Origin of the sequence: Streptomyces sp. BPTC-684, from assembly GCF_030028635.1 — a bacterium.
Lineage (GTDB): Bacteria > Actinomycetota > Actinomycetes > Streptomycetales > Streptomycetaceae > Streptomyces > Streptomyces noboritoensis.
Map to the genome: position 1 here is coordinate 1,046,461 of NZ_CP124863.1, position 22,369 is coordinate 1,068,829.

19 protein-coding genes, 1 pseudogene and 1 riboswitch are annotated in these 22,369 nt (G+C 69.8%); of the genes and pseudogenes, 5 read left to right on the plus strand and 15 right to left on the minus strand.

Features of this window, described 5'->3' with window-relative positions:
* The first annotated feature begins 1 nt into the window (after position 1).
* Together QIY60_RS04520 and QIY60_RS04525 are read left to right on the plus strand one after the other, a co-directional pair.
* Positions 2–1,180, plus strand: a complete 1,179-nt coding sequence (locus QIY60_RS04520; RefSeq protein WP_283141255.1) for an LOG family protein — start codon at positions 2–4, stop codon at positions 1,178–1,180.
* Positions 1,181–1,292: 112 nt separating this feature from the next.
* On the plus strand, positions 1,293–2,222 hold the full coding sequence (locus tag QIY60_RS04525; RefSeq protein WP_283141256.1) for a hypothetical protein: 930 nt from the start codon (positions 1,293–1,295) through the stop codon (positions 2,220–2,222).
* A gap of 173 nt (positions 2,223–2,395) precedes the next feature.
* On the opposite strand, the gene QIY60_RS04530 is transcribed toward QIY60_RS04525, so the two are convergent.
* The 9 genes from QIY60_RS04530 to rpsB form a co-directional block, all read right to left on the minus strand.
* Positions 2,396–3,415, minus strand: a complete 1,020-nt coding sequence (locus QIY60_RS04530) for an ABC transporter ATP-binding protein (protein WP_283141257.1) — start codon at positions 3,413–3,415, stop codon at positions 2,396–2,398.
* Positions 3,415–5,025 (minus strand): iron ABC transporter permease, encoded by a 1,611-nt coding sequence (locus QIY60_RS04535; RefSeq protein WP_283145816.1) that lies wholly within the window; start codon positions 5,023–5,025, stop codon positions 3,415–3,417. The genes QIY60_RS04530 and QIY60_RS04535 overlap by 1 nt, the downstream gene beginning before the upstream one ends.
* Before the next feature lie 53 nt (positions 5,026–5,078).
* Positions 5,079–6,173: a thiamine ABC transporter substrate-binding protein gene (locus tag QIY60_RS04540; RefSeq protein WP_283141258.1), complete on the minus strand. Its 1,095-nt coding sequence runs from the start codon at positions 6,171–6,173 to the stop codon at positions 5,079–5,081.
* 76 nt (positions 6,174–6,249) lie between these two features.
* Positions 6,250–6,359, minus strand: a riboswitch (TPP riboswitch).
* An 18-nt stretch (positions 6,360–6,377) separates the two neighbouring features.
* The gene (rlmN, locus tag QIY60_RS04545; RefSeq protein ID WP_101390413.1) at positions 6,378–7,484 is read right to left on the minus strand and encodes a 23S rRNA (adenine(2503)-C(2))-methyltransferase RlmN; all 1,107 of its coding nucleotides are present in this window, start codon (positions 7,482–7,484) and stop codon (positions 6,378–6,380) included.
* A gap of 103 nt (positions 7,485–7,587) precedes the next feature.
* A complete protein-coding gene (locus QIY60_RS04550; RefSeq protein ID WP_283141259.1) occupies positions 7,588–8,709 on the minus strand; it encodes a phosphatidate cytidylyltransferase in 1,122 nt (373 codons plus the stop codon).
* Positions 8,709–9,266, minus strand: a complete 558-nt coding sequence (gene frr / locus QIY60_RS04555) for a ribosome recycling factor (protein ID WP_266984297.1) — start codon at positions 9,264–9,266, stop codon at positions 8,709–8,711. The genes QIY60_RS04550 and frr overlap by 1 nt, the downstream gene beginning before the upstream one ends.
* Before the next feature lie 120 nt (positions 9,267–9,386).
* A complete protein-coding gene (pyrH, locus tag QIY60_RS04560; protein WP_283141260.1) occupies positions 9,387–10,166 on the minus strand; it encodes a UMP kinase in 780 nt (259 codons plus the stop codon).
* 159 nt (positions 10,167–10,325) lie between these two features.
* A complete protein-coding gene (tsf, locus tag QIY60_RS04565) occupies positions 10,326–11,162 on the minus strand; it encodes a translation elongation factor Ts (protein WP_067164807.1) in 837 nt (278 codons plus the stop codon).
* 132 nt (positions 11,163–11,294) lie between these two features.
* Complete coding sequence (gene rpsB / locus QIY60_RS04570; protein ID WP_283141261.1) at positions 11,295–12,203, minus strand: 30S ribosomal protein S2; 909 nt, start codon at positions 12,201–12,203, stop codon at positions 11,295–11,297.
* Between the two features lie 288 nt (positions 12,204–12,491).
* Here rpsB and QIY60_RS04575 point away from each other — a divergent pair, with 288 nt between their 5' ends.
* Positions 12,492–13,079 (plus strand): M23 family metallopeptidase, encoded by a 588-nt coding sequence (locus tag QIY60_RS04575; RefSeq protein WP_349253899.1) that lies wholly within the window; start codon positions 12,492–12,494, stop codon positions 13,077–13,079.
* 78 nt (positions 13,080–13,157) lie between these two features.
* Here the strand turns inward: QIY60_RS04575 and QIY60_RS04580 are convergent, their stop codons facing one another.
* The 3 genes and pseudogenes from QIY60_RS04580 to dprA form a co-directional block, all read right to left on the minus strand.
* Positions 13,158–13,715 carry a TetR/AcrR family transcriptional regulator gene (locus QIY60_RS04580; protein WP_283145818.1) on the minus strand — a complete coding sequence of 186 codons (558 nt, stop codon included), beginning with the start codon at positions 13,713–13,715 and terminating at the stop codon, positions 13,158–13,160.
* A gap of 83 nt (positions 13,716–13,798) precedes the next feature.
* Positions 13,799–14,641 (minus strand): RNA polymerase sigma factor WhiG, encoded by an 843-nt coding sequence (gene whiG, locus QIY60_RS04585; RefSeq protein WP_283141262.1) that lies wholly within the window; start codon positions 14,639–14,641, stop codon positions 13,799–13,801.
* A gap of 241 nt (positions 14,642–14,882) precedes the next feature.
* Positions 14,883–15,770, minus strand: a pseudogene (dprA, locus tag QIY60_RS04590) (DNA-processing protein DprA); the annotation flags it as partial.
* A 454-nt stretch (positions 15,771–16,224) separates the two neighbouring features.
* Here dprA and QIY60_RS04595 point away from each other — a divergent pair.
* Together QIY60_RS04595 and QIY60_RS04600 are read left to right on the plus strand one after the other, a co-directional pair.
* Positions 16,225–16,527: a hypothetical protein gene (locus tag QIY60_RS04595; protein ID WP_283141263.1), complete on the plus strand. Its 303-nt coding sequence runs from the start codon at positions 16,225–16,227 to the stop codon at positions 16,525–16,527.
* Complete coding sequence (locus tag QIY60_RS04600) at positions 16,524–17,729, plus strand: hypothetical protein (protein ID WP_283141264.1); 1,206 nt, start codon at positions 16,524–16,526, stop codon at positions 17,727–17,729. The genes QIY60_RS04595 and QIY60_RS04600 overlap by 4 nt, the downstream gene beginning before the upstream one ends.
* Before the next feature lie 161 nt (positions 17,730–17,890).
* Here QIY60_RS04600 and QIY60_RS04605 read toward each other — a convergent pair whose 3' ends face one another.
* The 3 genes from QIY60_RS04605 to QIY60_RS04615 are packed head-to-tail and all read right to left on the minus strand — an operon-like array spanning position 17,891 to position 22,361.
* On the minus strand, positions 17,891–18,427 hold the full coding sequence (locus tag QIY60_RS04605; protein ID WP_283141265.1) for a hypothetical protein: 537 nt from the start codon (positions 18,425–18,427) through the stop codon (positions 17,891–17,893).
* On the minus strand, positions 18,424–20,631 hold the full coding sequence (locus QIY60_RS04610; protein WP_283141266.1) for a hypothetical protein: 2,208 nt from the start codon (positions 20,629–20,631) through the stop codon (positions 18,424–18,426). The genes QIY60_RS04605 and QIY60_RS04610 overlap by 4 nt, the downstream gene beginning before the upstream one ends.
* Positions 20,628–22,361 (minus strand): hypothetical protein, encoded by a 1,734-nt coding sequence (locus QIY60_RS04615; RefSeq protein ID WP_283141267.1) that lies wholly within the window; start codon positions 22,359–22,361, stop codon positions 20,628–20,630. The genes QIY60_RS04610 and QIY60_RS04615 overlap by 4 nt, the downstream gene beginning before the upstream one ends.
* Between the last annotated feature and the right edge of the window lie 8 nt (positions 22,362–22,369).

Consider the following 22,369-nt stretch of genomic DNA (forward strand, 5'->3'; position numbering starts at 1 on the left):
GATGGCCAGTACTGCGTCTTCCCGGGGGACGACCCCCGGACCCCCAGCCGGACAAGCGGGTCGCCGGGGGCACCCGGCAGGCCTTCGCGCGGCACGCGACCGGGAGATCGAGTCCGTCGCCGAGTTCGACGAGGTCGTCGCGGGCGGGACGCTGGTCGGATACCGCCTGCAGTCCCTCGATCTGACGGACCGTACGTTCGCGCTCCTGTCCGCCGACACCGCGGGCGCCGTCTTCCTCGGCTGCCGGATGGAGCCGGACGCCACCGCCAAGGTGCGCGCCGACGGGGCACTGGTCTTCCCGCCCGTCCCCGATCTGCCCTTCGACCCGTACCGCGGTCTGCTCTACACCCCCGACGAGCTGTTCGAGGACCTCGACGCCGGCTACGAGCGCACGCCCGACGCCCGCTCGTACGCCTGGTTCCAGCGCACCAAGTCGGACGGCGACGTCTTCGCGTCGATGCTCCGCTCGATCCACGACGACTCGGTCTCGGACGCGCTCGACGAGTTCCTGGCCGGGGCGCGGGTGGTGGGCGTGATGGGCGGGCACGCGATGGGCCGGGGCGGTGAGGCGTACGCCGGGGCGGCCCGGCTGGGGCGCACCCTGGCCCGGGCCGGGTTCACCGTCGCCACCGGGGGCGGGCCGGGCGCGATGGAGGCCGCGAACCTGGGCGCGTACGCGGCGCCGTTCGCGGACGCCGTGCTCGGCGAGGCGCTGGAACTGCTCGCCAAGGCGCCGTCGTTCGCGCCGTCCGTCTCGGACTGGGCGCGGGCGGCCTTCGAGGTACGGGGGCGCCATCGCCAGGGCGGTGTGTCGGTCGGCATCCCCACCTGGTTCTACGGCCACGAGCCGCCGAACGCGTTCGCCAGCCACATCGCCAAGTACTTCGCCAACGCGACCCGCGAGGACGGGCTGCTGGCCCGCTCCAACGCGGGCGTGGTGTTCCTGCCGGGCGCGGCCGGGACCGTACAGGAGATCTTCGACAACGCGACCCCGAACTACTACGGGTCGCGCGGCGAGCGCACGCCCATGGTGCTGGTCGACCGCGCGCACTGGACGGAGCGGCTGCCCGCGTGGCCGCTGCTCCGGGCGCTGGCGGAGGGCCGCCCGATGGCGGCGCGGATCGCGCTGGTGGACTCGGTGGACGAGGCGGCGGCGGAGCTGGCGCGCCTGTCGGCGTGAGCGGCGACGCGTAGATCACACCAGGCAACGCGAGGCGGTCTGCGCACGTCTGCTGCTGAGGAGCCCCCTCGTGCTCCTGCTCGATGCTTGATCCCTCGGAACGGAGCTTTTGGTGCTGCTCGGCCTACTCACCGCGATCGCGGCCTCGATCTGCTACGGCACGGGCTCGGTCCTGCAAGCCGTCGGATCCCGCAAGTCCGCGCGCCGCGAGGCGGCCGCGACGGCCCGCACCCAGCACGGCGGCCCGAGCCTGTCGTCCACCGCGAAGGCGGCGATGACGTGGGAATTCATGGTGGGCACGGTGCTCGACTTCGTCGGCTTCGGGCTAGGCGCGCTGGCGGCGCGGTTGCTTCCGCTGTTTCTGTCTCAAACGGTGATCAGCGCGAACCTGGTGATCACGGCGGTCCTGAGCGTGAAGCTGCTCGGGATCCGGCTGAGCCGCGCGGAGTGGGGCTCGATCGCGGTGGTCTGCTCGGCCCTGGTGCTGCTTGCGACGGCGGCGGGCGCGGAGGGCAGCGGGCACACGTCCCTCGCCACGCACTGGTGGCTGCTGGTGGTGTCGGTGCTGCTGATGGCGGGCGGCGCGGTGGCGGTACGGCTCCTCGGCGCCCGCGCCGCGATCCTGGCGGGCCTGCTGTCGGGGCTCGGCTTCGGCGCGCTGGGGGTCGGGGTGCGGGTCCTGAACGGCGTGGACCCCTTCGACCTCGGCCGCCTGCTCTCGGACCCCGCCCTGTACGCGATCCTGGTGGCCGGGGTCGGCGGGATGTACCTGCACACGGTGGCGCTGCAGATCGGCTCGGTCAACGGGGCGACGGCGGCGCTGGTGGTCGGGGAGACGGTCCTGCCGGGCGCGATCGGCGTCCTGTGGCTGGGCGACGCGTCCCGGGCGGGCCTCGGGTGGATGGCGGGGCTGGGGTTCGTGCTGGCGGTGGCGGGGGCGGTGGGGGTGGCTTGGTTCGGGGCGGAGCCGGATGCGGCACCCGCCGCTGCCGACCGGGATGCTTCCCCCACCCCGCCCCTTCCCGAGACCCTCCGGGGGTGACTTTCGTCTGCGGACCGTCTGTGGCTGGTCGCGCAGTTCCCCTCGCCCCTTAAATGCGCCCCTTCAGGGCGCCCACTAGGGGCGCGGGGAACTGCGCGACCAGCCACAACGCACCCGCAGCCAAGAAACAGGCCGCCCGGCCGAGGGCTTTGGGGAAGGGGCGGGGTGGGGGCTCAACCCGCCAGGACCACTACCTCCGCCCCCACGAACCCCACCCCCACCAAATCCCCCACCCCCGGCGCGCCCCGCAACCCGCACTCCGCCTCCAGGACCGGCCCGGACCGGGGCCGCAGGCGCAGGGCCACGTGGTTGCCCCGGAACGTACGGGCCGAGACCTCGCAGGGCAGACCCTCGCCGGGCGGAAGCAGCCGGATCCCCGCCGGGCGGACGAGAACACGGCCAGGCCCCTGCGCCGAGCCCGCCGGCACCGGCACCTCACCCCACTCCGTGGAAGCCACGGCCCCCGACACCGTCGCCGCCACCACGTTCTCGAAGCCGAGGAAGCGCGCCACGAACTCGGAGGCCGGCCGCTGCCAGACCTCCAGCGGCGTACCGGTCTGCGCGATGCGGCCGTCCCGCATCACCACGACCCGGTCGGCGAGCGCGAACGCCTCGCCCTGGTCGTGCGTGACGGCCAGCACGGTCGTACCCAACCGGCCGAACAGAGCACGCAGTTCGACCACCAACCGCTCCCGCAGCGTACGGTCCAGCTGCCCCAGCGGCTCGTCCAGCATCAGCAGCCGCGGCGACGGCGCCAGCGCGCGGGCGAGCGCGACGCGCTGCTGCTCGCCGCCGGAGAGCGCCGCGACCGCCCGCCGCCCCGCCCCGGGCAGCCCCACCAGCTCCAGCAACTCCTCGACCCGCCGGGCCTGTTGACCGCGCGGCACGCCGCGCATGCGCAGGCCGAAGGACACGTTCCCGGCCACGTCCCGCTGCGGGAACAGCTGGTGGTCCTGGAACATCAGGCCAAGCCCGCGCCGGTGCACCGGCACCGCAGCCTGGTCCGCGCCCCCGAGCAGCACCCGCCCCGCGTCGACCGGCTGGAGCCCCGCCACCACCCGCAGCAGCGTGGACTTGCCGCTGCCGCTGGGCCCGAGCACACACACCGTCTCGTGCTCGGCGACCTCCAGGTCGACCGCGTCGAGCGCGGCCCGCTCGCCGAACCGGACCGTCACCCCGTCGAGCTTGAGCATCAGAATTCTCCGGTCCGGTCCGTACGAAGGCGTTCGAGGAGGAGCAGGGACACCGCGCACACCACCATCAGGATCGTGCTGAGCGCCATCGCCTGGCCGTAGTTGAGGTCCCCGGCCCGGCCGAGCAGGCGGGCCACCGCGACCGGCAGGGTGGGGCGGTCGGGGCGGGCGATGAAGACGGTCGCGCCGAACTCGCCGAGCGAGACCGCGAACGCGAACCCCGCCGCGATCAGCAGCGCCCGCCGCACCAGCGGCAGGTCCACCTCCCGCCACACGCGAAGCGGGGACGCGCCGAGCACCGCGGCCGCCTCGCGCAGCCGCCCGTCGACCGCGCGGAGTACGGGAAGCATGGTCCGTACGACGAACGGCACCCCCACCAGCGCCTGGGCCAGCGGCACCAGGATCCAGGAGGTGCGCAGGTCCAGCGGCGGCCGGTCCAGGGTGATCAGGAAGCCGAAGCCGACGGTGACGGCGGAGACCCCGAGCGGCAGCATCAGGAGTGCGTCGAAGCCTCTGACCAGGCGGCCTCCGCGCCGGGTGAGCGCCGCGGCCGCCAGGCCGCCGATGACCAGCGCGATCCCGGTCGCGGCCAGCGCGTACTGCACGGAGTTCCACACCGCCTCCAGCGGCGGCACCAGAAACGTTCCGCCCGCGCCCACCGACTGGAGGGAGCGGAAGTAGCCGAAGCCGTAGCCGTCGGGGGTGTCCAGGGAGCGGGCGATCAGTACGCCCAGCGGCAGCAGGATCAGTACGGCGATCACCGCGAGCACCCCGGCGAGCAGCGTCCACTGGCCCGCGCCGCGCGGGCGCCGGGCGGTCTGCGCGGGGTCGACGAGCTTCAGGGCGCTCTCGCGTCGCCGTACCGTCCAGGCGTGCACGGCGAGGACCGAGCCGACCGCGGCGAACTGGACGATGGTCAGGACCGCCGCCGTGGGCAGGTCGAGGAGCTGGGCGGTCTGGCGGTAGATCTCCACTTCGAGCGTGGAGAAGGTGGGGCCGCCGAGGATCTGGACGACGCCGAAGGAGGTGAAGGTGAAGAGGAAGACCATCAGCGCGGCCGCCGCCACGGCGGGCCCGAGCGCGGGCAGCGTCACCGTGCGCCACGCCGCGAACCGGGAGGCGCCCAGGACCCGGGCGGCCTCCTCCTGGCGCGGGTCGAGCTGGGCCCACAGGCCGCCGACGGTCCGTACGACGACCGCGTAGTTGAAGAAGACGTGTGCGAGCAGGATCGCCCACACCGTGGTGTCGAGCCGTACGCCCCACAGCTCGTCGAGCAGCCCGCCCCGACCGAGCAGCGCGAGGAACGCGGTGCCGACGACGACGGTGGGCAGCACGAAGGGGACCGTGACCACGGCCCGCAGCAGGTGGCGTCCGGGGAAGTCGAAGCGCGCGAAGACGTACGCGCCGGGCAGCGCGATCAGCAGCGTGAGCGCGGTGGAGGCGAGCGCCTGCCAGGTGGTGAACCACAGGACGTGCCCGATGTCCGGCTCGGTGATCACCTCGCCGATCCGGCCGAGGTGCCAGCCGCCGTCGACGCGCAGCCCGCGGCCGACGATCGCGGCCACGGGCCAGGCGAAGAAGAGCGCGAAGAACGCGAGCGGCAGGGCCATCAGGCCGAGCCGCACCGCGTTCGCGCGCACCTTCTTCGCGCGGGGCGTGCGGCTTACTTCAGCACGAGCGAGGACCACGTCTTGACCCACTGCTCACGGTTCTTGGAGATCTTCTCCGGAGCGACGTCGTGCGTCTCGGTGACCGTGGCGCCGAACTTGGTGAACAGCTCGGGCAGCTTGGCGCCCTTGACCACCGGGTTCACGAACATGTTGAGCGGCATGTCCTCCTGGAACTTCTTGGAGACCAGGAAGTCGAGGAGCACCTTGCCGCCCGCCTCGTTCTTGGCGCCCTTGAGGAGCCCCGCGAACTCGGTCTGGCGGAAGCAGGTGCCGGTGGCGACGCCGGTGGGGGCCTCGGTGGGCTGCGGCTTGGCGTACAGGACCTCGACGGGCGGGCTGGAGGCGTAGGAGACGACCAGCGGGCGGTCGCCCTTGGCCTTCTTGCCGCCGGCCGAGCCGGAGAAGTCCTGGTTGTAGGCCTGCTCCCAGCCGTCGACGACCTTGACGCCGTTGCCCTTGAGCTTCTTCCAGTAGTCCTGCCAGCCCTCGTCGCCGTACTGGGCGGCAGTGCCGAGCAGGAAGCCGAGGCCCGGCGAGGAGGTCGCCGCGTTCTCGGTGACCAGCAGGTTCTTGTACTCGGGCTTGACCAGGTCGGCGAAGGAGCTCGGCGGGCTGAGCTTCTTGTCCGCGAAGTACTTCTTGTCGTAGTTGACGCAGATGTCGCCGGTGTCGATCGGCGTGACCCGGTGCTCGCCCTTGTCGAGCTGGACGGCCGCGGGGACGGCGGCGAGGCCCTTCGCCTCGTACGGGGTGAAGATCCCGTTGTCGAGGGCGCGCGAGAGCAGGGTGTTGTCGACGCCGAAGAACACGTCGCCGCGCGGGGAGCCCTTGGTGAGGATCTCCTGGTTGAGGGCCGCGCCCGCGTCGCCGCTCTTGAGGACCTTGACCGTGTAGCCGGTCTGCGCGGTGAACTCCTTGAGCACCGCGTCGGAGGCGGCGAACGAGTCGTGGCTGACCAGCGTGACGGTCTTGGACTTGGTGCCGCCGTCGGACTTGGCGGTGTCGTCCTTGCCGCCGCACGCGGCGAGCGTACTGACGCCCAGGGCGGCGGCGAGCGCGCCGGCCGCCATCTTCTTCGTACTGCGCATGGTTCTGGATCCTCCTGGTGGGACCAGGAAGAGACGCGGCCCTGCTCGCCGGGCGGCGGCGAGCAGGGCGCAACAGCTTGAGTGGTGACCGAACTTCCTACCCAGAATGACCTGGGCGAGGTTCAGAGGGTCTGCGACCTGACGGTGTCGCACTCTCAGCGCTGTGGCGCTCCCCTGTCGGAATATGCAGATTTCGAGCCCAGACTACCTCTCGGACGCGGCGAGCTGTCCGCACGCTCCGTCGATCTCCTGGCCACGGGTGTCCCGGACGGTGACCGGCACGCCGTGGGCGGCGATGGCCTCGACGAACGCCTTCTCGTCCTCGGGGCGCGAGGCGGTCCACTTCGAGCCCGGCGTCGGGTTCAGCGGGATCAGGTTGACGTGGACGCGCTTGCCCTTGAGGAGGCGGCCGAGCAGGTCACCGCGCCAGGCCTGGTCGTTGATGTCGCGGATCAGTGCGTACTCGATCGAGATGCGGCGGCCGGACTTCTCCGCGTACTCCCACGCCGCGTCCAGGACCTCGCGGACCTTCCAGCGGGTGTTGACCGGGACCAGGGTGTCGCGCAGCTCGTCGTCCGGCGCGTGCAGCGACACGGCGAGGCGGCACTTGAAGCCCTCGTCGGCGAAGCGGTGCATGGCCGGGACCAGACCGACGGTGGAGACGGTGATGCCGCGCTGGGACAGGCCCAGGCCGTCGGGCTCGGGGTCGGTGAGGCGGCGGATGGCGCCGACGACCCGCTTGTAGTTGGCGAGCGGCTCGCCCATGCCCATGAAGACGATGTTCGACAGGCGCGCCGGGCCGCCGGGGACCTCGCCGTCGCGCAGGGCGCGCATGCCGTCGACGATCTGGTGCACGATCTCGGCGGTCGACAGGTTGCGGTCCAGGCCCGCCTGGCCGGTCGCGCAGAACGGGCAGTTCATGCCGCAGCCGGCCTGCGAGGAGATGCACATGGTCACCCGGTCGGGGTAGCGCATCAGGACCGACTCGACGAGCGTCCCGTCGTGCAGCCGCCACAGCGTCTTGCGGGTGGTGTCGTCGTCGCACGAGATGTGCCGCACCACCGACATCAGGTCCGGCAGCAGCTCCTCCTGGAGCCGGGTGCGCGCGGCCGCGGGGATGTCGGTCCACTGGGCCGGGTCGTGCGCGTACCGCGCGAAGTAGTGCTGCGAGAGCTGCTTGGCGCGGAACGGCTTCTCGCCGATCGCGGCGACAGCCTCTTTCCGCTCGGCGGGCGAGAGGTCGGCGAGGTGCCGCGGGGGCTTCTTGGCTCCGCGGGGGGCGACGAAAGTGAGTTCTCCGGGCTTCGGCATGGTCCCACCAGTGTCTCAGACATACGGAAAGGGGCTCGCCGTCCTGTGGACAACGAGCCCCCGACCGGTAAAACGGCAGGTCAGCGCCTGGTGGAGCAGCCGGTCAGCCGCCGCCGACGAAGGCGACCAACAGCAGCCACACCACCGGTGCCGTAGGCAGCAAGGAGTCCAGGCGGTCCATGATGCCGCCGTGGCCGGGCAGCAGGGTGCCCATGTCCTTGATGCCGAGGTCCCGCTTGATCATCGACTCGCCGAGGTCGCCGAGCGTGGCGCTCGCCGCGACCGCGAGGCCCAGCAGCAGGCCCTGCCACCACTGGCCGTCGTCGATGAGGAACTGCATGCACAGCGCACCCGCCGCCATCGCGAACGTCACCGCGCCGAGCAGGCCCTCACGGGTCTTGCCGGGGCTGATGCGCGGCGCCAGCTTGTGCTTGCCGAAGCGCCAGCCGATCGCGTACGCGCCGGTGTCGCTGACCACGGTCAGCAGCAGGAAGACGAACACCCGCCACGGCCCGTCGTCGGCGGTCAGCATCATCGCGACGAACGTGGCCAGGAACGGCACGTAGAACGCCGCGAAGACGCCCGCGGTGACGTCCTTGAGATAGCCCTCGGGCTTCTCCGTCATCCGCCACACCAGCACCGCAAGCGACGTCAGCGCCATCGCCACCCACGCGCCTTCGGCACCGCGCGCGTAGCCGGCGACGACCATCGCCGCGCCGCCCACCGCGAGCGGCACCAGCGGCGCCTTGACGCCCTTGCGCTCGTCGAGGCGGGAGGTGAGCTCCCACAGCCCGACGACGACCGCCACCGCGACCACTCCGACGAAGACGGCCTTGACGACGAACAGCGACGCCAGGATCACCGCGCCGAGCCCGACGCCGACCCCTATCGCGGCCCGCAGGTCGCGCCCCGCCCGCTTCTTCTCCGGCTGCGCGGGCCGCTGCGGCTGCTGCGGAGTCGAAGGTGGTACCGAGCTGGGCATGGGCTCCTGCGGCGTCTCTTCGCGGAACAGGGGACCGCTCACCCGAGCGGCCCCCCGGTCACGTTCTTCGCGGTGTACGGCGTCGTTGCCCGTGTCGGTCACGACGGGCGATCGGTGCGTACGGGACGGGGCGTCATACGCATCGTAGGCAGCCCCCGCCGAAGGCACCTCCTGGGAAGGCCCCTGGTCGGGTGGCCCCCAGTGTTCGGGTCGCGGCGGAGCCCCCCAGGAAGAGTCGTTCATCAGACCTCGAGCAGCTCTGCTTCCTTGTGCTTGAGCAGCTCGTCCACCTGCGCCACGTACTTCGCGGTGGTGTCGTCGAGCTCCTTCTCCGCACGGCGGACCTCGTCCTCGCCGGTCTCCTTGTCCTTGACCAGCTTGTCGAGGGCGTCCTTGGCCTTGCGGCGCACGGAGCGGATCGACACCTTGGAGTCCTCGGCCTTGGTCCGGGCGACCTTGATGTAGTCCCGGCGGCGCTCCTCCGTCAGCTCCGGGAACGTCACCCGGATGATGGAGCCGTCATTGCTCGGGTTGACGCCCAGGTCCGAGTCGCGGATCGCCTGCTCGATGTTGCGCAGCGCGCTCTTGTCGAACGGGGTCACCACGGCCATGCGCGGCTCGGGCACCGAGAACGAGGCCAGCTGGTTGATCGGCGTCAGCGCACCGTAGTAGTCGGCCACGATCTTGTTGAACATCGCCGGGTGCGCACGGCCGGTGCGAATCGCGGCGAAGTCCTCCTTGGCGACCACGACGGCCTTCTCCATCTTCTCCTCGGCTTCGAGGAGGATTTCTTCGATCACCACTTGCTCCTGCATGTCTTGAGTGGGCCGGGAGTGCTCCGTGGGGTGCCCAACGGCCCTGCGTAACCCGCGTCTTTCCCTGCACGGTGTCCGACCGTCAGGGGATTGTCCATCCCCCGGTCAGGCCCGGGTGCCCTGGTCGCTCACGAGCGTGCCGATCTTCTCACCCTTGACCGCGCGCGCGATATTGCCCTCGGCGAGCAGTTCGAAGACCAGGATGGGGAGGTTGTTGTCACGGCAGAGGGTGATGGCCGTCATGTCCGCCACCTTCAGGTCGCGGGTGATGACCTCGCCGTACTCCAGCGCGTCGAACTTCACGGCGTCCGAGTTGACGCGGGGGTCGGAGTCGTAGACCCCGTCCACCCCGTTCTTACCCATCAGCATGGCCTCGGCGTCGATCTCCAGAGCGCGCTGGGCGGCCGTGGTGTCGGTGGAGAAGTACGGCATGCCCATGCCCGCGCCGAAGATGACGACGCGTCCCTTCTCCAGGTGGCGCACGGCGCGCAGCGGGATGTACGGCTCCGCGACCTGGCCCATCGTGATGGCGGTCTGGACCCGGGAGTCGATGCCCTCCTTCTCCAGGAAGTCCTGGAGGGCGAGGCAGTTCATGACCGTGCCGAGCATGCCCATGTAGTCGGAGCGGGCCCGGTCCATGCCGCGCTGCTGGAGCTCGGCTCCGCGGAAGAAGTTGCCGCCGCCGATGACAACGGCGATCTGCGCGCCGTCCCGTACGACATTGGCGATCTCGCGGGCGATGGCGTGCACGACGTCGGGGTCCACGCCGAGACCCCCTCCGCCGGCGAACGCCTCACCGGAGAGCTTCAGCATGAAGCGTCCGGTCACCTTGCCGTCGTCGCGCTTGTGGTCAGCCTGGGTGGCGGCGTCCGCGCCCTGATTCATGGGGATCTCCTCGTACACATACGAAGAAGGCCATTGCCGGTGGGTGCTGTGTCCCTGAGCGGCAATGGCCTCCTCGTCAGATCTGCGGTCGTCCGTCGCGAGCGCGGCCGACGACTGCCTCAGACCCTAGCGGGGTCTTCCGTCGATCGCTGAACGGACTCAGATGCCGACCTTGATGCGCGTGAAGCGCTTCAGGGTGACACCGGCCTCGTCCAGAACCTTCTGGACGGACTTCTTGTTGTCGAGCGCGTACGGCTGGCCAAGGAGCGTGGCGTCCTTGAAGAAGCCGTTGACACGACCCTCGACGATCTTCGGCAGCGCGGCCTCGGGCTTGCCCTCGGCGCGCGTGGTCTCCTCGGCGACGCGGCGCTCGGTCTCGACGACCTCGGCCGGGACGTCCTCGCGGGACAGCCACTTCGGCGCGAACGCGGCGATGTGCTGGGCGATGCCCTTGGCGACGTCGGCGTCGGCCTTGTCCAGCTCGACCAGGACACCGATCTGCGGCGGCAGGTCGGGCATGGTGCGGTGCATGTACGCGAAGACGAAGCCGTCGGCGTACTGCGCGAAGCGGTCCAGGACGATCTTCTCGCCCAGGTTGGCGTTGGCCTCGTCGACGTACGCCTGGACGGTCTTGCCGGCCTCGATCTCGGAGGCGAGCAGCGCCTCCAGGTCGGCCGGGGAGGTCGCGGCGACGTGCGCGGCGAGCGCGGCGGCGGTGGCCTGGAACTTGTCGCCCTTGGCGACGAAGTCCGTCTCGCACTTCAGCTCGAGGAGGACACCGGAGGTGTTGTCCTCGGCGAGGAGGGAGACGACCGCGCCGTTCTCGGCGGAACGGCCCTCGCGCTTGGCGACGCCCTTCTGGCCCTTGATGCGCAGCGCCTCGACGGCCTTGTCGACGTTGCCGTCGGCCTCGTCCAGCGCCTTCTTGCAGTCCATCATGCCGGCGCCGGTGAGCTCGCGGAGCTTCTTGACGTCAGCGGCGGTGTAGTTCGCCATGAGTCTGTGTTTCTCTCTCGGAAGTCTGACTCGAAGTCTGAAAGATCTACGGAAGATCTACGGGGCTACGGGGTGACGGCGGGGGCACAGCGTGTGCCCCCGCCGTCACCGCCGAAGCGAAGACCGTGAAGGTCAGGCCTGCTCGGCGTCCGCGGCCGGGGCCTCGGCGGTCTCGGCGGCCGGAGCCTCGACAGCGGCCTCAGCGGCCGGGGCCTCAGCGGCCGGAGCCTCGGCCGCGGGGGCCTCGGCGTCGTCGGCCTTCTTGTCGCCCTCAAGCAGGTCGCGCTCCCACTCGGCGAGCGGCTCGCCGGCGGCCTTCTCGCCCGGCTTCGAGTCACCGGTGGCGACGCCGGAACGGGCGATGAGGCCCTCGGCGACGGCGTCGGCGATCACGCGGGTGAGCAGGGTGACGGAGCGGATCGCGTCGTCGTTGCCCGGGATCTTGTAGTCGACCTCGTCGGGGTCGCAGTTCGTGTCGAGGATCGCGACGACCGGGATGTGGAGCTTGCGCGCCTCACCGACGGCGATGTGCTCCTTCTTGGTGTCGACGATCCAGACGGCGCTGGGAACCTTCGACATCTCGCGGATACCACCGAGGGTCTTCTCCAGCTTGGCCTTCTCGCGCGAGAGGACCAGGAGCTCCTTCTTGGTGAGACCCGAGGCCGCGACGTCCTCGAAGTCGATCTGCTCGAGCTCCTTGAGGCGCTGCAGACGCTTGTAGACGGTGGAGAAGTTGGTCAGCATGCCGCCGAGCCAGCGCTGGTTCACGTAGGGCATGCCCACGCGAGTCGCCTGCTCCGCGATGGCTTCCTGAGCCTGCTTCTTCGTACCGACGAACATGATGGAGCCGCCGTGCGCGACGGTCTCCTTGACGAACTCGTAGGCGCGGTCGATGTACGACAGCGACTGGAGCAGGTCGATGATGTAGATGCCGTTGCGCTCGGTGAAGATGAAGCGCTTCATCTTCGGGTTCCAGCGACGGGTCTGGTGACCGAAGTGGACGCCGCTCTCCAGCAGCTCCCGCATCGTGACGACGGCCATGGCCGTACTCCTTGAGGTACTCGGTTATCGCGGCCGCCGGGCGGCTGCCGCGCCTGACGCCCCGATGCGCCGTGCCCCGCACCGTTGACAGGTGAAGGACCGAGAGGCGCGGCCGGTGGTCTGGACCACCGGCGGGGCGTGCGAAGTCGACCCGGTGACCCGGATCGCCACAAGAAGTGTACGGGACCCTCACCGTGCCGGGTGACGCCACTGTCCACAACGGGCCGGTTGTCCACAGCTCCGGCCCATGATCACCGCGAATCCCCTCCCCCCGGGATCATTTCCGGCATGCACCGCACACTGATCTGCCTGGTCACGATGGGGGCGCTGGCCACCTCGGCGGCGGCCCCCGCCCGTCCCGCGTTGCCCGCGCCGCCGGGTGGCGGGGCGGCGGCTGCCGCCGCCGTGGGCGCGGGCGGGGTGGCGCCCAGGGCCGGTCGGCTGTGGCCGGTTCCCGGTACGCCCGTGGTCGTACGGGGCTGGGAACCGCCCACCACGCCGTACGGCCCCGGCCACCGCGGCGTCGACCTGGCGGCCCCACCGGGCACGGAGATCCGTGCGGTCGCGGCGGGCCGGGTCACCTTCGCGGGCCCCGTCGCGGGGAAGGGCGTACTCACGATCACCCTGGACGGCTCGGGAAGCCCGCCTTTACGGACGACCTACGAGCCGGTGCGGGCGCTCGTCAGGGAGGGCGAGCGGGTGTCCGGGGGCGAGCTGGTGGCGGTGATCGAGGCGGCGGAACCGGACGCGGATCGCCCGCCGCACTGCGCGGAAAGCTGTCTGCACTGGGGGTTCAAACGGGGCGACCTGTACCTGAACCCGCTGGCACTGGTCCGTGGCGGGCATGCGCGGCTGCTGCCGGTTTGGGGGGTGTGAGGGGGGACGGGGCCGGGGTGGGGGGGAGGGAGGGGGGAGGGGAGGGGGCGGCACGTGCGTGTTTCGCGGCCCCGGGGCTCAGCCGACCACACCCCGCAGCGCCATGCCCACCGCTGCGTCCGTGATCTCCGTCGGGTCCTCCGCCGCGCCGAGTTCGATGCGGCGGACGGCGGCGTCGACCATGCCCTGGAGGAGCATTGCGGCCAGGCGGGGCTGGGTGTGGCCCAGGTCGCCGAGGGCTTCGACGATCATGGCGATGAGGCCGCCGTGGGCGGCGCGGATCTTCTCGCGGGCGCCGGCATCGAGCTCGCTGGCGGAGATGGCGACGACGGCTCGGTGGCGCTGGTCGCCGACGAGTTCCAGCTGGCGGCGTACGTACGCCGCCACTTTCTCCTCTGGGCCTGCGGCCTGCTGCATGGCGGCTTCGATGTCGGCCGCCCACTGCGGGAAGTCGACGGAGCAGAGCTCTTCGACGACGGCGGCCCGGGAGCGGAAGTACTCGTACACGGAGGAGCGGGCGAGCCCGGTGCGCTCGGCGAGGGCGGGGAAGGTCAGGGCGTCGGTGCCGCCTTGGGACAGCAGGGAGCGTGCGGCGTCCAGCAGGGCGGCGCGCTGCATGGCGCGGTGCTCGGCCACTGAGGCCGCTCGAATCCTTGGCACCGCTCCACTGTAAGGCTGGGGCCGGGGATCCGCGGAGGGGCGATGTGCCGGGGTGGTGCTCAGCGGCCCACGTCGGCCAGCTTGGCCCGCAGCTGGAGGACGGACTTCGTGTGGATCTGGCTGACGCGGCTCTCGGTGACGCCGAGGACGTTGCCGATCTCGGCGAGGGTGAGGCCTTCGTAGTAGTAGAGGGTGACGACCGTCTTCTCGCGCTCCGGCAGCGTGTTGATGGCGCGAGCGAGCAGTCTGCGCAGTTCGCGGTCCTCGGCGACCTCGACGGGGTCGTCGGCGGCGGTGTCCTCCAGGGTGTCCATGAGGCTGAGCCGGTCGCCGCCCTCGCCGCCGACGTGCAGCAGCTCTTCGAGCGCGACCACGTTGGCGAGCGACAACTGGCTGAACACGGAGTGCAGTTCCTCGACCGCGATGCCCATTTCGGTCGCGACTTCGTTCTCCGAGGGCGTACGGCGCAGCTGTGCTTCGAGGGTCGCGTAGGCGCGCTCGACGGCGCGGGCCTTCTGCCGTACGGAGCGCGGGATCCAGTCGAGTGCGCGGAGTTCGTCGATCATCGCGCCCCGGATGCGCGTGATGGCGTACGTCTCGAATTTGATGGCCCGTTCGATGTCGAACTTCTCGATGGCGTCGATGAGTCCGAAGACTCCGGAGGAGACGAAGTCGGCCTGTTCGACATTGGGCGGCAGCCCGACGCTCACTCGGCCCGCGACGTACTTGACCAGCGGCGAGTAGTGCAGGATCAGCTGTTCGCGCAGGCGCTCGTCGCCGCTGCTCTTGTACGAGCGCCACAGTTCGTCGACGGACGAGGGCGCCGGTGGTCGCACGGTGCCGCCGGCGCGGGCAGCGGGGGGAGCTGCCGTGCGATCAGACCCGGAGGTGTGCTGGGGCATTCGTTGCCTTGAGCCGTTCTGCTGTGACGTGAGCGGGGAGCTGTCTCTGCTGCGGGGTTCTCGTGAGCGTAGCGTGACCGGGCTGTTGCGGTGCGCAAACGTGGGGGGATCGGGCTTGCCCGGTGCGGGCGGCCGGTCACGCGCGGGGGTGGGGGCCGTCGCGGGGTGCGTCGGCCCCGAAAGCGCTGGTGTGCGGCCCTCGATGGTCATCGGCCTTACCTTTTCACCCGAATGCTCCAGGTCAAGCACCGCCTCGCCGCGTGCCCGGCGTACGGAGCGGGCTTGACGCCAACCGCCAGCCGTCCCCTTCGCGTTCGACGAACCCCAGGGAGTGCAGTTCGTACAGCCTGCCGAGGGTGTCCTCGGGTGTGGTCGCCGCCTCGCGGGCGATGTCCCGTACGGGGGCTTCGCCGTGGCCGGGCAGGGCGTCGAGTACGTGTGCGGTGGCGGGGGTGAGGAGGTCCCTGGGCAGGACGGGGCCCCGGCGCGGCGGGGCGAGTTCGCCCATCTCCCCCACGAGTTCGACGATTTCGGCGGCGTCGGTGACCAGGGCGGCTTCGCCGCGCAGGAGTTCGTGGACTCCGGCGGAGAGTCCGCTGGTGGCGGGGCCGGGTACGCCCATGGTGTGGCGGCCGAGCCGTTGGGCGTTGCGCGCGGTGACGAGGGAGCCGCTGCGGTATTCGGCCTCGACGACGACGGTGCCGCGGGTGAGGGCGGCGATCACGCGGTTGCGCTGGACGAACCGGCTGGGGGTTGGATGATCGCCTGGTGGCAACTCCGCGACGAGTACGCCTTGTTCGGCGATGCGGCCGATCAACTCGGCGTGGGCGCGCGGGTAGACGACGTCGACTCCGCTGGCGAGGACGGCGATGGTGGCGCCGCCTGCCGCGAGGGCGCCGCGATGGGCGGCGCCGTCCACTCCTGCGGCGGCGCCGGAGACGACCACCCAGCCCTTTTCGGCGAGCCCGGCGCCGAGGGTGGCGCCCATGTGGGCGCCGTAGGGAGTGCAGGCTCGGGCGCCGACCACGGCGACGGATCTGAGTGCCCATAACCGCAGGTCGGCCGGGCCCCGCAGCCAGAGCCCGACCGGACGGGCGTCGCCCAGGTCGTCCAGTTGTCCCGGCCATTCGTGTTCTAGGGACAGTCCTAGCGTGTTGCCTCAGCCTCGGAGTCGGACCCTATCAGCGACCGAAGCGAGCCAGCAGTCCCGTGCCGCCGAAACGACTGAGCCCCCTCGCGGCAAAACGAGGGGGCCACTCAGTGCCGTGGTCTTCCGGACGCGGCAGACCCAGCAGTGCGAACCTTGGTTCACACCACACGCCCTATTGGCGGGTCAAGGGAAGACGAGCGCAAGACCGAAACCCGGAACTTTCCATTAATAGTTCATGAGCTGCCCCGTTCCCTCCCCGTCACTCCATGATCGTTCCGCTTTGAGTCAAAGGTCTATCGATACCCCTAATGGTTGCGCATGCTGCTAGGTGATGACCTTGCGTTAGCGCAACGACGCACCGAGCGACGGCATCCGGCCGTATGGCAACGCCGGGAGGTCACCAGCCGGACGCGACACACGGAGGAGCACTCCCGTGACCACCCTCAAAACCAGACTCGTCATCGCCCTCACCGGGCTCATCACCTTCACCAGTCTGGTGATCACGCTGCTCGTCCTCGGACAGCCCGCAGCCGTCATCAGCCCACTCATCCTGGTGATTGTGCTGGGCGTGCAGCAGCTGCTCCAAGCGTTGGAGGGCGGCAATTGCCAGGACGAGACGCCCCGCGCGCCGACACCGCTCCCGCCCGCCACCCAAGCCCTAGAGCGCAACGACCTCTCAGCTGCCGAGGCCACAGAGGACAACCAAGGCGACAACACCGACGAGAAGGCCGCATGAGCACGACGGTCGCCACCAGCAGAGGCGCCAGCAAGCCGGGGCCGGGGCTCGGACCCATCGCTAAGACCGTGAGCGACTCCCACCGTGCATGGCTCAACCTCATGCGTACCGCCTACTTCGACAGCGGCCTCAGTACCGAGGAGATCAGTGAAAAGTCGCGAGGCGCCGAAGGCGTGAAGCGGCTGACCAGCAAAGGCAAGGTATCGGAGCTGCTCCGCGGGGCGGAGGAGTACCCCCGCTGGTATCGCGTCGTGGCCCTGTACGAGGTGCTGTCACCGTCCGAACCCCTGCCCGTCATCAAGAAGATGTGGGTCGCCGGAGCCCTGGCAGCAGGGCGCTCCGTGGCGTGGGTCAACCGGTGCTTCGCTGACGTCAGGCGTGACGCTGGCACCAGCGGAACCGGCGACGTGCAGCCAATCCGGCCCTCCGGCGGAGGCGGAAACGTCATGTCGCTGAAGAGCCATGTCGGCCTCATCGTCTCTGCGTTTCTCATCCTCTGCGGTTCACTCGCCATGCTCTGGTTGGGCGGGAAGGGAGGAGAGCCCACCCACCACAGCGATAACCTCACCGCCTGCACAACCCCCGATTCGTGCAGCAACTCGACCGACAATGATCTCGACCTGGACTTGCCGACACCCGGCAAGACGCAGGGCCTGCTCAAGATCACGCCTCAATCCAGCATCCGGGTATACATCTTCGCCCCAGACAGTCGCCCCTTCGCCCTCGACCTCTGGATCAAGGCCGGGGACACCTTCTTCGTGACGTGCCGTACGGACTCGGGTCTACTCAAGATCGCGGAAACCGGCTACTACGTGAAGGCAAGCGCCTTGATTCGGGACGGAGACACTTCCCATAAGGACATCGAGGAATCTCCCTCATGCTCGACGAATCCAGCGGGCCGCACCACGAGCCCTTACCTGGACTTGCCGACACCCAGCAAGACGCAGGGCTTGCTCAAGATCACGCCTCGCGCCGACATGCCAGTGTCCTCCGTCACCTCCGTTGGTTGGATCAAGGCCGACGACGCCTTCTTCGTGACGTGCCGTACGGACACGTATCGACTCAAGATCGCGGAAACGCGCTACTACGCGATCCCGGACGGCGTGTACGTGTACAGGAGTTTCTTCCCGAACTCCTGGAAGGACGTCGAGGGCCTCCCCCTGTGCACTCCCCTCCCGAAAACGTCACCCTCAACAAGGTGAGCGTCTTCTAAACGCTGGCACGTGAAGGACCCGTGATCGGGAACGGTTCGGGTCCTTCACCCTGGAGAGCGCGCCAGCAAGGAGACCCTGATGGCCGCGGCCTGATCGTGGACGCCTGGGTCAGCAAGATCGCTCCGCGCAAAGTGGAGAGGACATCGGTGTCAGTTGCGGCTCGGCATGACGCGGACGACTCCATCGGTTCCGGCGGATTGCCTGAGTTGGTGGTTCTCGACCTCAAGGACATGGATGACCCGGGCCATCTGTTGGGTCTTGGCGCGGAGGCTGTCCCGTTCGGCTCGGACTCGGGTCAGGTCCTTCTTCTGTTTGTCGCTCGCCTCTCGCTCTTTGTCGGTGAAGGGCTGCGGCGGGGCCTGTTGGGCCTTGGCCAGCGCGTAGAAGAGATCCTTGAGGCCGGTGTGCTTGTGGGTGAGTTTGTTCCTCCGCAGTCCGGCCTCCTCGGCCAGGGACTTGACCGTGAGCTGTCCGTCTGAGCGAAGAGGCGCCCCGACGAAGAGCCGGACCATCGCATCGGTGATCGCCCGAATCTCAGCGGCGTTTGCCGGGTTGTGCGGGGCAGCGGCATCAGCGGTGTGGGCAAGGACCGCTCCGACGGTCTCGGCGATGGCAGCGGCCTGACAGCCCCGCTCGCCGTCCGGGACAGGTTCCGCCGCAGCCTCCGGTCCCTGAACCTGAGTCATGAGTCCCTCTCCTTGGCCGGGCTGGCGGGGATCGCGGTGGCCCGGTGCCGTTCGATGATCTGGACGAGGCCAGCTCGCCGTTGTTGCTCGCGGCGGGCGATGGGGTAGGGGTCCAGCCCGTCCGCGGCGGCGGCATCGATCTCGTCGATCTCGGCCTGGACGGCCGCGATCTGGGAGTCGGTGCGGCTGATATTCGCGCAGGCCAGGTTGCACCTGGACCGGTCAGGGGTCCGCTGCCCGCCCGCACTGCTCTGTCCCAGTTCCGGGTCGCAGAGGGCCTTGAAGGCATCAAAGTTGCAGGTCAGGAACGCTTTCGGGTCTTCATAGACCTGCAGCTTCGGGTTCTTCCTCAGCGCCTTGAGTTCTCGTTTGCCGAGGTAGGTGCCGGCATACCGGTTCTCAAACTCCGTTGCGGCAGCGATGTAGCGGGTGGCGGCCGGGCCGCTGACGCTCTCGCCGTCGGCTAGGCGGTCGCGGGCCTCGGAGAGGGCATCCGCCAAGGCCAGGCCTCCCTCGAAGTCGAGGAGTTCGAGCATGTCGGCTTTCGAGCGTCCGGCGTACGACTCTCCGATCAGCGTGGCCGCGTGGCCGAACTGCACTCCCAGCGCGATCCGCCCGCCCGGCTGGCGGTGGATGAACCAGGCGATCGTGCGGCGGAAGCGCTGCAGGACGACGGGGCCGTCGGGGTCTTCCGGGATCAGCTCGTGCGGACGGTCGTGGCGGACAGCCTGCTGGTTGGCCCAGGCGATGAAGCTGGCGATGCGTCTGGCGGCCACGTCGCCGGTGACCGCATCACCGACACCGTCTTCCGAACGGGGCCGTCGCGCCGGGGCGAAGCTGCGGGAGAACAGCAGGTCACCGGTCTCCAGCTCTTCGACCACCGCGATCGCCTGGGCCACGAACTCCAGGACGATCCAGGGGTCCGGACGGATCTCGCCCTCGGGAATCGTGTTGCCCTCGTCGTCAATGACGCCCTTGAAGTGCCGACCGGTGACCTTGTAGCGAACGGTGCCGTCCTTGCGGTCCTCGCGTGTGCAGCAGCCCTTGACGAGGTGCTGGACCTCTTCCGGACGCATGCCGGAGAGGTAGGCGGTAGCGATCAGTGCGGCCGTGGACAAGTGCCGGGCCAGCAAGGGGACGTTCTCGAAGTCAATCGAGTCGGTCCAGGGCCTGTCTCCGATGCGGCCCGTGACCGGGATGTCCAGCGGGGCAGAGGAGCCGAAATGCCGGGGTTCCAGCTCGTGCTGCAGTCGCTTCCGGCCCACGGTGACCTGGTGGAGGTTGACCCCGACGATTCCGGCGACGTAGGAGCGGTTGAGAGCAGGCAAACGTCCCTCGCTTCCCCGGGACTGGGCACTCAGCTTGATCCCGCGGGTCTGATAGCCGGAGTAGCCAGGCAGCGGTTGCCTCCGTGCGATCAAGTCTTTGAGGTAGTCGACGACCTTCTGGCTGTCCCCGCGAGCGGAAGGCTCGCGGGTGCGGTCGAGCAGGCACTTGCGTTCCCGCCAGGCGGCCAGGATGTCCGGCCCCAGGTCCAAAACCATCCGCAGCGACCAGACCAGCAGGGGCGACATTACTGCCGGGTGGACGATCGGGATGCTGTTCTCCCCTCCGGCGGGGGTGTCCTTCTCTCCGAGGAAGTCGGTCATCGCGGCCGCCGGATCCTCCCAGGGCGGCATCACCAGACGGTCCTGCGGCAGCAGGAAAGGGGCATAGGCCCAGATTCGGCTCAGTGCCCGTGCGGCCCGCCGGTCGTGGTCCCAGGAGCGTCCGTAGGTGCGGATGTGTTCCGCGTACTCGGCCAGGTCCTCCGCCGTCACCGCGGTGAGTTCGGTGATCTCCCGCTTGATGAGCCAGCGAGCGAAGTCCATCCAGACACTGAATGTGAACCGTAGGGCCCTGGGCGATATCACCGCCCGGGAGGCCGTCTCGTTCAACATGACCGCGGGGGTCGGGATGTTCAGGACCGCCCAGCCCACCCGCATCAACGAGGCCTGAAACGGCTCGGGGCAGCGGGCCCAGTTGACGATCTGAGACTTCACCGTGTCCTTGTGGATCATGTAGGACAGGCGCCAGACCAGCTCAAAGAAGCGCGGGAGCACGTCGTCGGGGACGTTGGAGCGGACCCGGTGGGAGGGCAGGACCAGGTCGTGAGGGGCCGGGTCGACCAGACGGATCCCGCCGGCCAGAGCAGTCGTCGTCACGGATCGAGCCTCCTGTCGAGCATGCGGTCAATGAGGTGCCGGTCCGTCTCGGCCAGAGCGGACAAGAGCCCGGCCCGCATCTCCGGGCTGGTGTGGGTGCTCAGGAAGTCGGAAATGCGGGCGTGATGGCCTTCCCAGTCCGCTGCCCAGGCCGCAGGGGTCACCGTCGCGCGAAGCCCTTCGATGACCTGGTGGAGATAGGCGACCCTCGGCAGGTCACGTGCGGTCGCCACTGCGTTGCGGCAGGCGAAACACAGCAGGAAGGACACCCCGCAGGGCTTGCCCGCCTCGCTGAAGTCGGAGTTCTCGAAGTCCGTGCAGGAGGCGACGGGCGTCTTCAGCCGCCCTGCCACGATCTCCATCGCAGTTTCGCGATCGACCCCCACGGCCTTGGCGACCTGGTCGGCGTCGTAGTCGGTGTCACCGGTCGCGTGGGCGACCAGCCGCATCTCCACGCGTTCCCGGGCGTGCTCGACGGCCTTGGCCAGACCCGACTCCACGACTGCGCGGGAGTCCTCGCGGACTTTCTCGTCCTTGAACAGGTAGTCCTTCGCGTGGGTTGCCTCGGTGTTGTTGCGGGCCCGGCCATGGTGGACCTGTGCGCTGTGCCGCAGCGGCTGGGCACTGATCCTGGGCGGAAGCTGGACACCGGCTGCCCGCCGGCTCCGGGCCCAGTCCCAGATCGCTTCCTCAAGGGCACTGCCCTTGAGGAAGCCGTCCAGGTTTTCCGGTCCTCCGCGATTCCGCCGGGCCAGAAAGAGCAGCGAGCTCGGTCGGTCCAGTTCCTGAAGAGTGAGCCTGGCCTGCCGTGTCAGATCCAGGACTTGATTCATGGCCCAGCCGCTGCTGCCTTCGCCGGCATCGACGAGGTTGTTGCTGGCGTGGCGGCGCCGTTTGCCGCGACGGGCTTTGTCCGTGGCAACCCGGTGCACTGCCGGGGCCTCGCTGTCCCCGTCCGCGTTCGGCCAGTAGGCAGGAACCTGCATCTTCTTCAGCACGGACAGATTCCAGCCCTCGTGGATGATCAGCAGCACCGCTGCGGCCCCGGCCTCAAGGAAGGTCGGGAAGAGCCCGTTCAGCGACAGTCCGACGGCGTCATCGCCCACCTGGTAGCGGGTCGTCGGCGACAGACGGCGCCCGCTCTTGCCGCGGGGGACGTCCCCGGTGCGGGCGACGTGGTCCAGCAACTGGCCCACGAGCCAGTCCCGGCTCCCCTCGGCCAGTTCCCCCGCGCGCCAGCGTTCCATGAGCGCGACGTTGTCCTGGATGCGCAGGCGGGCCGCCCTCACAGTCGCTGCGGCCGCGTCACGGACCGCCTTCAACTCGGCCTTGGAATGAGCCCGCTTGGGCTTGGCAGCCTGCCTGTCGGCAACCGGCCGACGGCGCCATGTCTCCAGGTAGGCGCGGGTCTGCTCCGGCAGCTGGACGCTGTCTTTGAGGACCGGGCCGAAGTCCCGGCGGCCCTGGCTGACCTGGCTCCACTGTTTCCACCAGGTCACGCTGACCTGATGAACCGCGGTGATCGGCGGCTCGGCCGCCGCGGCGTCCCGCAGAAATCTGCGCAGGATCCGCGCCCTCGTCCGGTACGTTTCCTTGCTCGTCCACCGGGCCCGGCCATGCCGGGCGAAGAGGACCACCAGCTCCCGGCGGAAACTCTCCGGCCCGGCTGCGTCGGTGAAGTCCCAGGTGCCCAGGTCCTCACCGTGCTCGCCGACCGCCCGGACAGCCAAGCCGGTCG

Excerpts from the sequence above, each read along its gene's own strand:
- QIY60_RS04520 (WP_283141255.1), top strand. The coding sequence starts at position 2 with ATGGCCAGTACTGCGTCTTCCCGGGGGACGACCCCCGGACCCCCAGCC.
- QIY60_RS04600 (WP_283141264.1), top strand. The coding sequence starts at position 16,524 with ATGAGCACGACGGTCGCCACCAGCAGAGGCGCCAGCAAGCCGGGGCCG.
- QIY60_RS04605 (WP_283141265.1), bottom strand. The coding sequence starts at position 18,427 with ATGACTCAGGTTCAGGGACCGGAGGCTGCGGCGGAACCTGTCCCGGAC.
- rpsB (WP_283141261.1), bottom strand. The coding sequence starts at position 12,203 with ATGGCCGTCGTCACGATGCGGGAGCTGCTGGAGAGCGGCGTCCACTTC.
- rlmN (WP_101390413.1), bottom strand. The coding sequence starts at position 7,484 with ATGCCGAAGCCCGGAGAACTCACTTTCGTCGCCCCCCGCGGAGCCAAG.
- whiG (WP_283141262.1), bottom strand. The coding sequence starts at position 14,641 with ATGCCCCAGCACACCTCCGGGTCTGATCGCACGGCAGCTCCCCCCGCT.
- pyrH (WP_283141260.1), bottom strand. The coding sequence starts at position 10,166 with ATGAATCAGGGCGCGGACGCCGCCACCCAGGCTGACCACAAGCGCGAC.
- QIY60_RS04535 (WP_283145816.1), bottom strand. The coding sequence starts at position 5,025 with ATGGCCCTGCCGCTCGCGTTCTTCGCGCTCTTCTTCGCCTGGCCCGTG.
- QIY60_RS04540 (WP_283141258.1), bottom strand. The coding sequence starts at position 6,173 with ATGCGCAGTACGAAGAAGATGGCGGCCGGCGCGCTCGCCGCCGCCCTG.
- QIY60_RS04550 (WP_283141259.1), bottom strand. The coding sequence starts at position 8,709 with ATGAACGACTCTTCCTGGGGGGCTCCGCCGCGACCCGAACACTGGGGG.
- QIY60_RS04530 (WP_283141257.1), bottom strand. The coding sequence starts at position 3,415 with ATGCTCAAGCTCGACGGGGTGACGGTCCGGTTCGGCGAGCGGGCCGCG.
- QIY60_RS04575 (WP_349253899.1), top strand. The coding sequence starts at position 12,492 with ATGCACCGCACACTGATCTGCCTGGTCACGATGGGGGCGCTGGCCACC.
- tsf (WP_067164807.1), bottom strand. The coding sequence starts at position 11,162 with ATGGCGAACTACACCGCCGCTGACGTCAAGAAGCTCCGCGAGCTCACC.